The following is a 14,175-nucleotide window of genomic DNA, read 5'->3' as shown; positions in this document are numbered from 1 at the left end:
GAGAGTTGTCCATGCGGCTTGACGAGGTGTTCGCGCGGCACACCGAACTCGGCGCGGCTTTCGCCGTTCATGTGGGAGGGGAGCTGGTGGCGGACCTGTGGGGCGGGATCGCCGACCGGCACACCGGACGCCCGTGGGAGCGGGACACACCCGTGCTCTCCTACTCCTGCACCAAGGCGGTCACGGCGACCGTCGCGCTGCTGCTGGTCGAGCGGGGCCTGCTCGCCCTGTCGACGCCGGTGAAGGAGGTGTGGCCCGAGTTCGCCGCCACCTCGGTCACCGTCGAGCACCTGCTGACCCACCAGGCGGGGCTGCCGGTGATCGAGGAGCGGGTGCCCGTCGAGGAGTACGGCGACCACGCCGCGATCGCCGCCAGGCTGGCCGTACAGTCGCCGCTGTGGGAGCCGGGCACCGCCCACGGCTACCACGCGCTCACCTACGGGTTCCTGGTCGGCGAGGTGGTGCGCAGGGTCACGGGCAAACCGGTGGCCGAACTGGTGGCCGCGGAGATCGCCGGGCCGCTCGGGCTCGACATGTGGCTGGGCGCGCCCGACGAGGTCATCCCGAGGGCCGCCAGGCTGTCGGCGGGCGACCCGCCCGAGACCACCATCCCCTCCGAGACCACCGCCCCGCCCGAGACCACCACCCCGTCCGAGACCGCCGCCCCGCCCGCTCCGCGCACCGCGGTGGAACTGGCCGCCCTCGATCCGTACAGCCTCATGAACAGGGCGCTCGGCAACCCGGGGGTGCACCGCCTCAAGGGCGGCGCCAACCATCCTGACATCCTGCGGGCGGGCTGGCCCGCCATGGGCCTGGTGACCACCGCGCGAGCGCTGTCCGGCTTCTACCGCGCGCTGATCGCGGGAGAGATCCTGCGGCCCGAGACGCTGAACGACGCCGTCAGGCCGAGGGTCGCGGGCCAGGACCGGGTACTGCAGATCGGCACCTCGTTCGGTCTGGGCTTCATGACCTCCTCGGAGAGCTTCGCCCCGTTCGCGCCCTCCGCGTTCGGGCACTCGGGCCTGGGCGGATTCCTCGGCCTGGGCGACCCCGAGCGCGGGGTGGCCATCGCCTACACCATGAACAGGCTCTCCACCGCCTTCGCCGCGACCACGCCCGCATGGGAGCTGACCGCCGCGGTCTACGACGCGCTCTGAGCTCACTGCATCGTCACCCCGCCGCTGACCGACAGGGTCTGCCCGGTGATGTAGGCCGCCCTGTCGGTGCACAGGTAGGCCACCAGGCCCGCGACGTCCTCGGGCGCGCCCAGCCTGCGCAGCGGGATGCCCTTGGCGATCCTGTCGACCAGTCCCGGCTTCTCGGCGTCCACCCTGCGCAGCATCGGGGTGTCGGTCGGGCCAGGGCAGACCACGTTGGAGGTCACCCGGCCCCTGGCCGCCTCCCGCGCCAGCGTCTTCGCCAGCCCGAACAGGCCCGCCTTCGTCGCGGCGTAGGCGCCCTCGCCACCCGAGCCGGCCCTCGCCCCGTCGGAGGAGACGAACACCAGCCGGCCCCAGCCCCGCCCGACCATGCCGGGCAGCAGGAGCTTGGTCATGAGCATGGGCCCCCGCAGGTTGACCAGCCACATGAGGTCCCAGTGAGCGGGATCGCCCGAGGTGAAGGGCTCGACGATGGAGACACCCGCGTTGTTGACCAGGATGTCCACCGGTCCCGCGCTCGCGCAGAACGCCTCGATGGAGGCGGCGTCCGCGAGGTCGACCCGGCCCGCCGCACTCGCCGGGAGGCGCCCGGCCACCTCCGCCGCGCCCTGCTCGTTCACGTCGGCGACCACCACGCGCGCGCCGAGGGCGGCCAGGTCCGCGCAGATCGCGGCCCCGATCGCGCCCGCTCCCCCGGTCACCACCGCCGTCCTGCCGTCCAGCCGCAGCCCTTCCATCACCCGGCGTCCTCCCAGAGGCGCGCGGCCGTCACCCTGGTCGCCAGCAGGCCGATCGTGTGGTCGAGTACGGCCTGCGCGTAGTCCTCAGGAATGCCCGCCACGGCGTCGGTGACGACCGTGACCCGGTAACCGAGCGCGACCGCCTCGATGGCAAGCCCCTGGATGCCGAGGTTCAGCGAGACGCCCACCGCGACCACCCGCGTCACTCCGAGTGACCGCAGGGTCATGTCGAGGCTGGTTCCCGTGAACGGCGAGAACCCGTGGAAGCGGCGGCTCTCCAGGTCGCCGGGGTCCCGTAACTCCGGCAGCACCTCGACCGCCGCGGTGCCGTCGAGCATGTGAGCGGGGTCCTTCAGCAGGTGGGCGAGGAAGGGGGTGGTGCTCGCGTGCGAGCCCGCCCGGTCGGCGCGGAAGGCGGCCGTGCAGTGGACGACCGGGATGCCCCTGGCCCTCGCGCCGTTCAGGACGTGGGCCGCGTTACGGATCACGTCACGCTTGTCGCACGCGACCACCAGGTCCGGAAATTTCGCGATATCGCCGACGACGCCTCTCTGCATCTCCATCACCAGGACGGCCGTGCGATCCACCCGCCACCTCCGTGCGATCGAGCGCTTGCTTGGTCGCGAGGTTAGCACTTTCTTATGTATCTCAGAAAATATGACATGCTGTGGTTTTTAGCTGACGGAAAGTGTTCATTACCCTGTCGTGACGGTCTGTCAGACGCTACGGTTAGAACACAAGAACGGGACCTGAACGCCGTTACCGTCCAGGTCCCTCCCTCACCGTAAGGGAGAAAACAGATGGGCATCAAGGAATCCGGCCTGCAGTTCGCCACCGACATCGAGAACGCGATCATCGAGACTCGGACGGACATGATGCAGGGCCTGGAGGACCTGACGCACCGGATCAACGGCGTGGCGAACGATCTCAAGGCGTTCCGGTCCGAGGTCACCAGGGAGCTGACCGCACTCAAGACCGACGTCCAGGAGTTCAAGGCCAGCCAGAGCCAGTTCAACGCCAGCCAGACCGAGTTCAACACGGCGGCCATGGAGATCCTCATGGATCTGCAGCGCAGGGTGAGCGCCTGATCCCAAGGTGACGTGAGCCCCCGGACCACCGGGTCCGGGGGCTCCCTCATGTGCGGTGTGTCAGTCCAAGGTCGAGATGACCTTGTCGGCGTCCCTGGTCAGGACCTGGCGGACATCGGCCCTGGGCACCTGGCGGGTGTCGGCCACCAGGGCCTTGAACGCCTGCAGGTGTCTGATGGCCTTGGCGTCCTTGCCTGACGCCTCGGCCTTGCGGGCCTTGGAGAGCTCCTTCGTGAGAGACTGCGCGGCCGACCCGGACAGCCAGTTCGTCGCGCGGAAGCGGTCGATGAGGTTCTGCATGTCCCGCAGTGACGTGGTCACCGTGTAGCGGACGTTGGTGGTGATCGAGTTGCCCGCGTTGTCCCCCGCCGTGACGGAGACCGCGTGCGGGGCGAGGGTCTGCGGGAACAGCGGCACGACCGAGTCGGGCGTGAGCGCGCTGCCGTCCAGCGTGCCGGAGGTGGTCTTGACGCCCGAGGTGGTGTCGACGGCCTGCCAGGTGATGCGCAGGTCCTGGGCGTCGCCGTACACCTCGCCGTCGGAGACCCCCGAGACCATGAGCGTGGGCTTGGTGCCGTCGATCTTGAGGACGGCGGCCTTCTCCTGCTCGGTGGTGCCCGCCGTGTCGGCCGAGCGGTAGCGCAGCTCGTGCGGCCCGTCGCCGCTGACGACCACGGGCGTGCCCGCGTAGGCCGTCCACGGGCCCTGGTCGAAGGAGTACTCCGTCTTCGACACCCCAGAGGTGGCGTCGGCGGCGGACAGCAGGACGGGGACGTCGCCGTCGTTCCAGCCCTCCGCGTTGGGCGGGGCGAAGGCGGCGGTGGTCACCGGGGCGGTCGTGTCGAGCTTGAGGTCGAGCGCCTTGGGCTCCTCGACGTTGCCCGCGCCGTCACGCGAGCGGAACTCGAGCTTCCTGGCGCCGTCGCCGCTCACCAGGACGGGCTCGGTGTAGGGCGTCCACGCGCCGCCGTCGAGCCGCCACTCGGTCGCGGCGACCTCCGACGCCTCGTCCTCGGCGGTCAGGGTGACCTCGACGGGGGCCGTGGTGTGCCAGCCCTCGGCGTTGGGCTGCGCGGCCTTGGCGGTGGTCACCGGCGGCGTCTTGTCGGCTCCCGCGACGGGGGTGAAGCGGAAGCGCTGGTTGGGGGCGTTGACGCAGGTCCACTGGATCACGGCGGCGTTGTCGGCCTGGGAGACGCCGTTGACGTCGACGCACAGGCCGCTGGCCGAAGCCGTGATGATGTGGTCGTCGCCGGAGGCGGTGATGAAGAAGCGCTGGTGGAGCTGGTGAGCGGCGCCGTCGGGGTGGCAGGTCCACTGGACGAGCTGGGTGCCCGTCGCCGTCGATCCGCCGGGCACGTCCAGGCACTTGCCGCTCTTGACGTTCTTGAGCTGGTAGCCGCCCGCGGTGGCCGGGATCGCCTCCCACTTCTGCTCATCGCCCTGGTTCGCGCCGAGCTGGACGATCTTGGCGTCGTCGAGCAGGGACACCGGCGTGACGTTCTTGCCGCTGTGCTGGGCGGTGACGGTGTAGACGCCCGGGTCGAGCCCGCCGCCCGCATCCTCGCCGGCGAACTGGACGGCGTCGAGGTCGAAGCCGTTGTTGCGGCTGTTCTTGAACACCGCGTAGACGGTCTTGGTCCGCACGTCGTTCTTCACCGGGGCGGCGCTGGTCATCTGGTAGGTGTCCCAGCCGCCGGTGTTCTGGACGGGGGCGCTGGCGAGGAGCGCGCCTGTGGGCGAGTCGGCGCGCAGCTCGATCGTGCCTCCGCCGTACGGGCTGGAGACCCGGAAGGCGACGGACTTGACGCCGTTGAGGTCGAGCGGGGTGAAGGCGATCCAGTCGTTGTCGCTGATGTCGCCGATGCGCTTGCCGCTCTCCGCGCCCGCCTGGTCGATCACCCTGACGCCCGACGACGTCTTGAAGTACTCGGCCTGCTTCCTCTTCGGCTGCAGGACGACCTTGGCGTAGCCGGTGAGAGAGTCGTCGCCCTTGTCGGTGTAGTGGGCGTTGATGACGTAGTAGAGGTTGGCGCCCGCCGGATGGCCGCCGATGTCGCTGGTCGAGATGGTGCCCTGGCAGCCGGGGATCTCGACGGTCTCGTGCTCGTGGTCGTCGTGGCCGAGCGCGGGGTTGACGAAGACCTTGGCGCAGTCGATCGTGCCGTCCTCGGGATCGGTCACCTTGATCTTGTACGGCACGTCCTGGCCGAACTCGATCGTGCTGCCGTCGATCGGCGTCTCGACGGTCACCACCGGCTTGGTGTTGCCGGCCGTGATGACGACGTTGGAGAAGCCCTCCTTGCCGGTGGAGTCCTTGACCTTGAGCTGCGCGGTGTACTGTCCCTTGGCCGAGTAGACGTGCGTGACCTTCGCCTCGGTGGAGTCGAAGGTGCCGTCGCCGTCGAAGTCCCACGAGAAGTCGATCGGGTCGCCGTCGGGGTCGAAGCTGCCCGCGCTGTCGAACTCCACGCTGAGCGGAGTGGGGCCGTCGGTGCGCGAGGTGGTGATCTTGGCGATGGGCGCTCGGGCGCCGGCGGAGTAGTCGATCCTGTACAGGCCCGAGTCGTTGTTGCCGCCGCCGAACGAGCTGCCCCATTCGAGCAGGTAGAGCGAGCCGTCGCGGCCGAACGTCATGTCCATCGGCTTGACGAAGGCGCCGAGGAACGGGTCGATCTTGAGGAGCTTGTCCTGGTCGTCGAGGTGGAGGGTCTTCACGTAGTGGCGCGACCACTCGTAGAAGAAGCTCTTGCCGTCGAAGTAGGCGGGGAACTTCGTGGCGGAGGTGGAGGCCGCGTCGTAGCGGTAGACGGGGCCGCTCATCGGGGCCGAGCCGCCGGAGCCGAGCTCGGGGAAGGACGGCGAGGTGCCGTAGCCGTACCACATGACGGGCAGCTCGATGGGCGGCAGCTCGGTCAGCCCGGTGTTGTTGGGCGAGTCGTTGACGGGGTTGGCGCAGTCGAACTTGGGCCCGACGACCTTGGTGTCGGGGTTGTAGGGCGCGTACGCCTGGTTGTCGCCGTGGCAGAACGGCCAGCCGAAGTTGCCCGCCTTCTTGATGACGTTGTACTCGACCAGTCCCTCGGGTCCCCTGTCGGTGGTCGGGCCGCCACGGTCGGGGCCGTAGTCGGAGACGTGCACGTAGCCGGTCTTCTGGTCGACGGTGAAGCGGAACGGGTTGCGGAAGCCCATGGCGAAGATCTCCGGCCTGGTCTTGGCCGTTCCCTGCGCGAACAGGTTGCCGGAGGGGATGTCGTAGCCGCCGTCGGCCTTCGGCTTGATCCGCAGGATCTTGCCGCGCAGGTCGTTGGTGTTGCCCGCGGTGCGGGCGGCGTCGAGCATGTGCTGGCCTGGACGCCAGTCGATCGGCGAGTAGCCCTGCCAGTCGGGTGACAGGTTGGGCGGCACGTCGTCGCCGGTGCTGAGGTAGAGGGTGCCGTCGGGGCCGAACTCCACGGCGCCGCCGGTGTGTCCGGGTTCGGGGTAGGTGCGCTGCCGGTAGGCGGGCACGTCGAGGATCTTCTTCTCCGACGCCAGGTCGATGCTGTCGCCTGTCACGGTGAAGCGGGAGAGCCTGTTGACGTCCTCGGCGCTGGAGGCGGGCGAGTAGTAGAGGTAGATCCAGCCGTTCTGCGCGAAGGCCGGGTCGAGCTCCATGCCGACCAGGCCGTCCTCGCCGCCGGTGTAGACGTCGAGCGTGGCGGCGGTGACCGTGGCGTGGGTGTCGGGCTTGAAGATCTTGATCTCGCCCTTGCGCTGCACGTAGAAGACGCGGCCGTCGGCGGCGACGTCGAGCTCCATCGGGTCGGCGGTGTTGTCGTCGAGGGTGATCTTCTCGAAGCTGCTGTTCACCGTGCCGCCGCAGTCGCCTGCCTCGGCGCCGGCGGCCCAGGTGATGCCGCCGAGCACGTGGTCACGGAAGGCGGTCTCGGTGTAGGCGGCGGTGTCGTGGCCCATCGCGGTCGCCCACACCTTGCCGCCCTCGGCGTTGCGGCACCAGGAGATGGGGTGGTCGGGGCCCATGGCCGAGGGTCCCGGGTTGTAGGTCTTCTCGTCCGCCGACACGAGCACGTGCACGTTGCCGCGCGGGTTGGGCGAGAAGTTGTACCACTCCTCGGGCCGTTCCCAGCGCAGCGGCAGCTTCTTGGTCGAGGGGTGGACCCTGTCGGTGACCTTGGCGGTGCCCTGCAGCACGCCCGGCGAGTGGGCGGGCATGTGCGCGCCGCCGTTGACCAGGTCGTCCCACCAGGGGAAGTCGTTCTCGATGCCCATGTCGAGCGCGTTGTGGACGGCGACGACGCCCTTGCCCGAGCGGACGTACTTCTGCACGGCCTGGCGCTGGGCGTCGTTCTCCCAGACCATGCCGGAGTTCTGCAGCATGATCAGCACGTCGTAGCCGGCCAGGTCGGCGTCGTTGAACACCGAGGAGTCGTCGGTCTGCACGACCTCGAAGTGGTTGGCCGCGGCCAGGTCCTTGACCATCTGGATGCCGGCGGGGATGGAGCCGTGGACGTAGCCGACGGCCTTCGTGAACAGCAGTGCACGGAAGATCTCATGGCGGGCGGCGGCGTTCGCCGTACCGGGTAACAACAGCAGGAAGGGGAGGATCAGGACAGCACAAACACGACGCATGGCGATGACTCCGGTGACAGGAGGGGCGGAGAGTCAGAGAGTGCGGAGGAAGGCCAGCCCGTCGACGGCGAGAGCGTCCTGGCTGGGCGCCAGCGGCCGCCAGATGGAGGCCGCGGTGGCGATCGTCTGGTTGTGGGCGGTGAAGGACTCGATGACCAGCGGCCCCTCGTAGGAGGCCGTGCGGAGGGCCGCGGTGAAGGCGGTCCAGTCGAAGCGATCCTGGCCGGGGGTCCCCCGGTCGGTGCCGCAGACCTGCACGTGCGCGATCCTGCCCGCGGCCGCGCGGACGGCCGCGGCGGGATCCTTCTCCTCGATGTTCAGGTGGTAGACGTCGAGCGCCAGGCCGGCGTCCTCGGGCAGCGCCTCGAGTGCCTGCTCGACGGTGTTGAGCAGGCTGGTCTCGTAGCGGTTCAGCGGTTCGACGGCCAGCTTGACCCCGCTGTGGTCGATGACGGGTTTGAGGTTCTCGCGCAACTCGGCGTACGCGGCGGCGCGCTCGCCCTGCGACATCCTCCAGGTACGGCCGACCGCGCTGTAGGCGGGCCCCGCGATGACGGGCGAGCCGACGATCTCGGCCACGTCCATGCAGTGCATGAGGTAGTCCTGGGTCTCCTTGACCGTGTCGGAGGCGACGAGGTCACGTCCTGGCGGCATCACCAGCACGACGGTGGCGGCCAGGCCGAGCGAGGCCAGCAGGTCGGCCGCCCTGGCGGGGTCCCAGTCGCCCGGCCGCTCGACGGGCAGTTCGATCACGTCGAACCCCCACCTCGCGACCTTGGGCGCGAGCGCCGCAAGGTCACGGTCGGTGAGCGGCGAGGTCCACACCCAGGTGTTGACCCCCAGGTTCACTTCTTGCCGCCCCACGTCTCGGGGAAGCCGGGCAGGCCCTCGCATCCGCACAGCGCGTAGTGCAACGGCGGCATGTTCGGCTGCAGGTAGGTGTCGAGGTTGTCAGAGGTGATCTTCGGCTGGGGCAGCTTCCACGTCTTCGGAACCTCCTCACCCTTGAGGATCTTGAGGGCGGCGATGACGGGCGTGCGCCACTGGTAGGTCGGATAGGTGGGCGCGATGGCGGTCAGGTTGTTCTGCTTCCACTTCTGCAGGAAGTCCTGCTGGTCCTCGCCGACCATGGCGGGGACGGGCACTCCCGCGTCCTCGAAGGCCTCGATCGCGGCGACGGCTGTGGCGCCGGCGTCCATCCAGACGCCGTCGAGCTTGCCGTGACGGGCGATGTAGTCGCTGACGATGCTCTTGGTCTTGGCCGCGTCGCCGTCGGTGAACTCCACGCCGACGACCTTGAGCGGGCTCTTGTCGAACGTCACCTTGGCGGCCGACCAGCGGGTCTCCAGCACGTCGACGCCCGGCAGGATGCGCAGGGCGAGGATCTTGCCGCCCGCGGGCACCTTCTCGACCAGGAACTCGGCGCCGTCGGCGCCGAAGGCGTAGCCGCCGATCGGGTTGATCATGGTGACCGGGCAGTCGGTCTCCACGCCCCTGTCGAAGACGATGACAGGCAGCTTGCCGCAGGCCGCCTTCACCGCGGGTGTGAGGGTGGCGGTGGTGTTGGGCGAGACGATCAGCGCGTCACAGCCCTTGCCCGTGAGCTCGGCGATGTCGGAGATCTGCTTGTCGTCCTTGCCCTCAGCGTCCAGCGCCGTGAACGTGGCGATCTCCTTGTGCAGCGCCACCTCGGCCTGCATGCTCTTCCATCCGACCTGCCGCCAGGGGTTGTTGACCGCCGCGTTGGAGAAGCACAGGTGCAGGCCGCCGGACTTCTTGTACTGGGAGGTGCTGACCATCTGCGGGTCGATGGCCTGCTCCCACGGCTTGTCCGCGGGGCCCTGCGCGCTCTTGGCGCGCATGCCGAGCTGGGCGTCGTAGTCGGCCTGGACGAAGAACGAGGACTGCGCGCCGGTCCCCGCAGCCGCTGATTCGGAGGCGGCAGCGGAGGAGGCGGGCGCCGCGGACGCCGCGGCCGTGGTCGTGTCCGTCGGCTTGTCGCTGGTGCAGCCCGCGATGAGCAGCGCGAGCGCCGCCGTCGCGACGAGAGAGAGGGGCTTATGACGCGGCATGTGCGTCTCCTTTGGACTTTCGGGGGGTGAGGGAGAAGGGCAGCCGTACGGCTCCCGCCGCCACGGCGGCGATGATGATGACGCCCTGCACGGTGAACTCCAGCGCCCCCGAGATCCCGTACAGGTTGAGCAGGGTGAACAGGGCCTCCAAGGTGAGCGCTCCCGCCATGGCTGCCACGACCGACCCCCTGCCGCCGCCGAGCACCACGCCGCCGAGGACGACCGCGGTGATGGCGGAGAACTCCAGACCCTGGCCGACCTGCGCCGACACTCCGGCGAAGCCGCCGAGCAGGATGCCCGCGACCGCGGCGGCCAGCCCCGAGATGGCGAAGGCGAGGATCCTGACTCTGGTGACCCTGACGCCCGACAGCGCGGCGGCGCGCTCGTTGTCGCCCGTCGCGATGAGCGTGCGGCCGAAGTCGGCGCGCATGAGCAGGACCGCCGCGACGCCCACGGCCGCGAGGATCAGCACCGACCACAGCGTGTCGCGGCCGAAGACCCTGAAGGCCTGGGAAAGCGCGCCACGCGGCGCCCCGCCCGTCCACAGGAAGACCGCGCCGGACAGGATGAGCATCATGCCGAGCGTGGTGATGAACGACGGCACTCGCAGCAGTGTGGTCACCGCGCCGTTGACCAGTCCGACCAGCAGGCCGATGACGACCACGAGGGCGAGGACGGGCCAGGTGGCGTCCTCGTTCCCGTCGATCAGCCGGGCCGCGACGACCACCTCGACGGTGACCAGCGACCCGACCGACAGGTCGAACTCGCCGGAGACGATCACGAAGTACTGCCCGGCCGCCAGGATCACCAGCGGCGCGGCCCGCTTGACGAAGGCCAGGAAGCCCACGGGTTCGAGGAAGAACGGGTTGGCCAGCGCGATCGCGGCCAGCAGGACGGCCAGGACCGCGAAGATCGGCAGCGCGCGCTTCATGAGGTGCTCCTCTTCCTCGCGTAGACCGCCACGGCGACCACGATGACCACGCCGCGGACGACGTCCTTGAAGAAGGAGTTGACTTCGAGCTGGTTGAAGACGCTGTCGAGGACGGCCAGCAGCAGGACGCCGCCGACGGTGCCCGCCACCCCGCCTCTGCCGCCCGCCAGCGCGGTGCCGCCGAGGACGACCGCGGCGATCGACTCCAGGTCGTAGCCGCCGTCGGTGCCCACGGTGGGGACGCCCGCGCCGAGCCTGCTGGCCAGCAGCAGGCCCGCGATGCCCGCGCACAGGGAGCACAGGACGTGGGTGAGGATGATCACCCGGTCGGTGCGCACGCCGGACAGCCGGGCGACGTCGGGGTCGCCGCCGACGGCGTAGACGCGGTAGCCGTACCTGGTCCTGCTGAGCAGGAACCATGCTGTCAGCGCCACGGCCGCCCACAGCATCGCGGAGACGGGGATCGGCCCGACGCGGTCATAGCCGAGGTGCTGGAAGGACTCGGGGACGCGGCCCGCCGGGCCGTCGTAGAGGTGGTCGAGGACTCCCTTGATGATGAGGGCGACGCCGAGGGTGGCGATGAAGGCGTGCACCTTGAGCTTGGTGATCACCACCCCGTTGACCAGGCCCACGAGCGCGCTGACGCCGATGACGGCGGCGACGGCCCCCGGGATGCTGCCCGCCTGCATGATCTCGGCGGCGACCAGGGAGGCGAGGCTGATCAGGTAGGCGACCGACAGGTCGAGCGATCCTGCGAGGATGGCCAGGGTCTGGCCGACGGCGACGATGCCGAGGGCGGCGCTGCGCTGCTGGACGCCGACGATCGTCTCCACGGTGAGCAGGTTCCCGCCGTCGACGGCGACGAGGATCCAGCCGACCACGATGGTGACCAGCAGCGCGAGGAAGACGACCTGGGTGGAGCCGAGGTCGGCCCACCGGCGCGTGGCCGCCGCTGCGCGGCCGGCCGCGGGGCGCGACGCCTCGGGCGGGGCCGTGGCCTCGGATGGGGGCGCGTCGTTCATGCCGTCTCCTCGCTCGCGGCCAGCCGCATGACGGCCTCCTCCGACGAGCCCGCGGGCAGGGTCCCCGCGACGCGCCCGTCGCGCAGGACGATGACGCGGTCGCTCATCCCGATGAGCTCGGGTAACTCGGAGGAGATCATCATGATCGCGGTGCCGTCCTCGGCCAGTTCCCGCATGAGGTCGTGGATCGCGGCCTTCGCCCCGACATCGACCCCTCGGGTCGGCTCGTCGAAGAGCAGGACGTCGGGGGCGAGCGTCATCCACTTGGCGAGGACGACCTTCTGCTGGTTGCCGCCCGACAGGTAACGCACCTCCTGCGAGGGGCGCGGCGGCGAGAGCCGTACCCGGTCGAGGAGGTCGCGCACCGAGGCGCCGGGACGGCCGATCGCGCGCGCCACCAGCAGCGCGTTGTCGCGGACCGACTGGCGCAGGGCCAGGCCCTCGGCCTTGCGGTCCTCCGTGACGAGCCCGATCCCCGCGGCGACGGCCTCGCGGACCGAGCGGGGCCTGACGGGGGTCATGGTGCCGGTGGTGAAGGGCGCGGCGCCGAACAGCGCCTTGGCCAGGGAGGAGCGGCCCGAGCCCTGCAGTCCTGCGATGCCGACGATCTCGCCCGCCCGCAGTTCCAGCGAGATGTCCGACAGGCGGGCGTTGCCGCCGCCGGTGACGCTCAGCCGCACGTCCCCCGTCGAGGAGGAGCGGGGAGGGAAGTAGGTGCCCAGGTCTCGGCCCACCATGAGGCGGACCAGGTCGTCGGAGGTGACGTCGGCGGCGGCGACCGTGCTGACGAGGCGTCCGTCCTTCAGCACGGTGACCCGTGAGGCGAGGTCGAAGACCTCGCGCAGCCGGTGCGAGATGTACAGCACCGCGATGCCGCGCTCCTGTAATCGCCTGACCAGCCGGTACAGCAGCTCCACCTCGTGGTCGGCGAGGGCGGCCGTCGGCTCGTCCATGACGACGATGCGCGCGTCGAGCGAGAGCGCCTTGACGATCTCGACGACCTGCTGCTGCGCGACGGACAGGCGCTTGACAGGGTCGCGGGGGCCGAAGGAGTCCTCGCCGAGTTCGGCCAGGAGGGCGGCGGTCGCGCCGTCCATCGCCGCTCTGTCGACCAGGCCGCGGCGCAGGGGCTCCCTGCCGAGGAATACGTTCTCCGCGACGCTGCGCTCGGGCAGGAGCGTGAACTCCTGGTAGATGATCGCCACCCCCGCCCGCTGGGCGTCGAGCGGGTGGTTGAAGGAGACCTCCCGCCCGTCGATGGTGATCGTCCCCGCGTCGGGCGTGTGCACCCCGGCCAGGATCTTCATGAGCGTGGACTTGCCCGCGCCGTTCTCGCCGACGACGGCGTGCACCTCTCCGGCCTCGACGGCCAGGCCCACCTCCGACAGCACGCGCACGCCGAGGAAGCTCTTGCCGATACCGGTCATGCTCAGCACTCCACCCACCTCCCTGAGGCGGCGGAGGCGAGCACCGCGTCGCAGACGCGCGCGGCGCGGGCGCCGTCGTCGAAGGTGGGCAGTCCGTCGCGGTGCTCGCCGCGCAGCGCGGCGTAGCTGTCGGCGACGAACGCCTCGAAGCACTCGTGGTAGCCCTGCGCGTGCCCGGGAGGCAGCGGCGAGTACGGCATCGCCTCGGCGGTCAGCGTCCCCGGATCGCGCACCAGCGCCGTCGAGCCCTCGCGCCCGCCGACCCAGAGCTTCTCCGGCTGCTCCTGGTCGAAGGCCAGGCTCTGCTCGGTGCCCGCGACCTCGAGGAAGAGCCGGTTCTTGCGGCCTGGCGAGACCTGGCTGGTGGTGACGGAGCCGAGCGCGCCGTGTGCCGTGCGGAACTGGACGGTGACCACGTCCTCGGTCAGCACGGGGGCGTGGCCGGCGCGCTCCCGCTGGACGACGCCCGTCTGGGCGGACACCGCGCGGATGCGCTCGCCGGTCACGAACTCGGCCAGGTCGCACCAGTGCGAGCCGATGTCGGCGAACGTACGGCTGGGGCCGCCGAGCTCGGGGTCGACCCGCCAGTTGTCGTCCTCGGGGCGCAGCAGCCAGTCCTGCAGGTAGCTGCCGTGGATCAGCGTGACCCTGCCGACGTCACCGCGAGCCACGCGCTGCCTTGCCTCGCGGACCATCGCGTGGAAGCGGTAGACGAACGGGACGGTGGCCACCAGCCCGGCCTCGTCGGCGCGGGCCGCCATGAGCGCGGCGGTCTCCCCGTCGGTGGCCAGCGGCTTCTCGCAGATGACCGCCACGCCGGCGGCGATGGCCTTGAGCGCGAGGGGCGCGTGCAGGTGGTTGGGCGTGCAGATGTGGACCAGGTCGATCGCACCGGACTCGATCAGCTCGTCGGCCGAGCTGTAGGGGCCCTGCGACCTGTCGGGCCTGGACCCGGCGACGCCGACGATCACGGCGCCTGCGAGCCGGGCGGACCGGGCGTGCACGCGGCCCATGAAGCCGGTCCCGATGATGCCCACTCGGGGATTATCAGCCGATTCCCGGCTTATGTCCTCCATGTTTCGGGATCGTAGATCCGACTTATG

General features: G+C 70.2%; 11 protein-coding genes. 2 read left to right on the top strand and 9 right to left on the bottom strand.

The window, feature by feature from the left end:
* Positions 1 to 11 precede the first annotated feature (11 nt).
* The gene (locus tag AC3EO4_RS35450) at positions 12 to 1,157 is read left to right on the top strand and encodes a serine hydrolase domain-containing protein (RefSeq protein ID WP_431899767.1); all 1,146 of its coding nucleotides are present in this window, start codon (positions 12 to 14) and stop codon (positions 1,155 to 1,157) included.
* Positions 1,158 to 1,159: 2 nt separating this feature from the next.
* On the opposite strand, the gene AC3EO4_RS35445 is transcribed toward AC3EO4_RS35450, so the two are convergent.
* Positions 1,160 to 1,897, bottom strand: a complete 738-nt coding sequence (locus AC3EO4_RS35445) for an SDR family NAD(P)-dependent oxidoreductase (protein WP_431899766.1) — start codon at positions 1,895 to 1,897, stop codon at positions 1,160 to 1,162.
* On the bottom strand, positions 1,897 to 2,487 hold the full coding sequence (locus AC3EO4_RS35440) for a cysteine hydrolase family protein (RefSeq protein WP_379578557.1): 591 nt from the start codon (positions 2,485 to 2,487) through the stop codon (positions 1,897 to 1,899). The genes AC3EO4_RS35445 and AC3EO4_RS35440 overlap by 1 nt, the downstream gene beginning before the upstream one ends.
* Positions 2,488 to 2,700: 213 nt before the next feature.
* On the opposite strand from AC3EO4_RS35440, the gene AC3EO4_RS35435 reads away from it, so the two are divergent.
* Positions 2,701 to 2,988: a hypothetical protein gene (locus tag AC3EO4_RS35435; protein WP_379578559.1), complete on the top strand. Its 288-nt coding sequence runs from the start codon at positions 2,701 to 2,703 to the stop codon at positions 2,986 to 2,988.
* A 60-nt stretch (positions 2,989 to 3,048) separates the two neighbouring features.
* On the opposite strand, the gene AC3EO4_RS35430 is transcribed toward AC3EO4_RS35435, so the two are convergent.
* The 7 genes from AC3EO4_RS35430 to AC3EO4_RS35400 are packed head-to-tail and all read right to left on the bottom strand — an operon-like array spanning position 3,049 to position 14,109.
* On the bottom strand, positions 3,049 to 7,620 hold the full coding sequence (locus AC3EO4_RS35430) for a ThuA domain-containing protein (RefSeq protein WP_431899764.1): 4,572 nt from the start codon (positions 7,618 to 7,620) through the stop codon (positions 3,049 to 3,051).
* 33 nt (positions 7,621 to 7,653) lie between these two features.
* On the bottom strand, positions 7,654 to 8,514 hold the full coding sequence (locus AC3EO4_RS35425) for a sugar phosphate isomerase/epimerase family protein (RefSeq protein WP_431899762.1): 861 nt from the start codon (positions 8,512 to 8,514) through the stop codon (positions 7,654 to 7,656).
* Positions 8,466 to 9,692, bottom strand: a complete 1,227-nt coding sequence (locus AC3EO4_RS35420; RefSeq protein WP_431899761.1) for an ABC transporter substrate-binding protein — start codon at positions 9,690 to 9,692, stop codon at positions 8,466 to 8,468. The genes AC3EO4_RS35425 and AC3EO4_RS35420 overlap by 49 nt, the downstream gene beginning before the upstream one ends.
* Positions 9,679 to 10,623, bottom strand: coding sequence for an ABC transporter permease (locus tag AC3EO4_RS35415; RefSeq protein ID WP_379578567.1), 945 nt, complete (start codon positions 10,621 to 10,623; stop codon positions 9,679 to 9,681). The genes AC3EO4_RS35420 and AC3EO4_RS35415 overlap by 14 nt, the downstream gene beginning before the upstream one ends.
* Positions 10,620 to 11,645: an ABC transporter permease gene (locus AC3EO4_RS35410; protein ID WP_431899758.1), complete on the bottom strand. Its 1,026-nt coding sequence runs from the start codon at positions 11,643 to 11,645 to the stop codon at positions 10,620 to 10,622. Before AC3EO4_RS35410 ends, AC3EO4_RS35415 begins: the two co-directional genes overlap by 4 nt.
* On the bottom strand, positions 11,642 to 13,072 hold the full coding sequence (locus tag AC3EO4_RS35405; RefSeq protein ID WP_431899801.1) for a sugar ABC transporter ATP-binding protein: 1,431 nt from the start codon (positions 13,070 to 13,072) through the stop codon (positions 11,642 to 11,644). Before AC3EO4_RS35405 ends, AC3EO4_RS35410 begins: the two co-directional genes overlap by 4 nt.
* A 2-nt stretch (positions 13,073 to 13,074) precedes the next feature.
* On the bottom strand, positions 13,075 to 14,109 hold the full coding sequence (locus AC3EO4_RS35400; protein ID WP_379578571.1) for a Gfo/Idh/MocA family protein: 1,035 nt from the start codon (positions 14,107 to 14,109) through the stop codon (positions 13,075 to 13,077).
* Positions 14,110 to 14,175 lie beyond the last annotated feature (66 nt).

Source organism: Nonomuraea sp. bgisy101 (genome assembly GCF_057708945.1).
This window is presented reverse-complemented; position numbering and strand designations above follow the sequence as displayed.

What these genes read in the sequence shown, in the direction of transcription:
- AC3EO4_RS35420 (WP_431899761.1), bottom strand. Translation starts at nt 9,692, where the DNA reads ATGCCGCGTCATAAGCCCCTCTCTCTCGTCGCGACGGCGGCGCTCGCG.
- AC3EO4_RS35405 (WP_431899801.1), bottom strand. Translation starts at nt 13,072, where the DNA reads ATGACCGGTATCGGCAAGAGCTTCCTCGGCGTGCGCGTGCTGTCGGAG.
- AC3EO4_RS35415 (WP_379578567.1), bottom strand. Translation starts at nt 10,623, where the DNA reads ATGAAGCGCGCGCTGCCGATCTTCGCGGTCCTGGCCGTCCTGCTGGCC.
- AC3EO4_RS35445 (WP_431899766.1), bottom strand. Translation starts at nt 1,897, where the DNA reads ATGGAAGGGCTGCGGCTGGACGGCAGGACGGCGGTGGTGACCGGGGGA.
- AC3EO4_RS35410 (WP_431899758.1), bottom strand. Translation starts at nt 11,645, where the DNA reads ATGAACGACGCGCCCCCATCCGAGGCCACGGCCCCGCCCGAGGCGTCG.
- AC3EO4_RS35435 (WP_379578559.1), top strand. Translation starts at nt 2,701, where the DNA reads ATGGGCATCAAGGAATCCGGCCTGCAGTTCGCCACCGACATCGAGAAC.
- AC3EO4_RS35425 (WP_431899762.1), bottom strand. Translation starts at nt 8,514, where the DNA reads ATGCGAGGGCCTGCCCGGCTTCCCCGAGACGTGGGGCGGCAAGAAGTG.
- AC3EO4_RS35450 (WP_431899767.1), top strand. Translation starts at nt 12, where the DNA reads ATGCGGCTTGACGAGGTGTTCGCGCGGCACACCGAACTCGGCGCGGCT.
- AC3EO4_RS35430 (WP_431899764.1), bottom strand. Translation starts at nt 7,620, where the DNA reads ATGCGTCGTGTTTGTGCTGTCCTGATCCTCCCCTTCCTGCTGTTGTTA.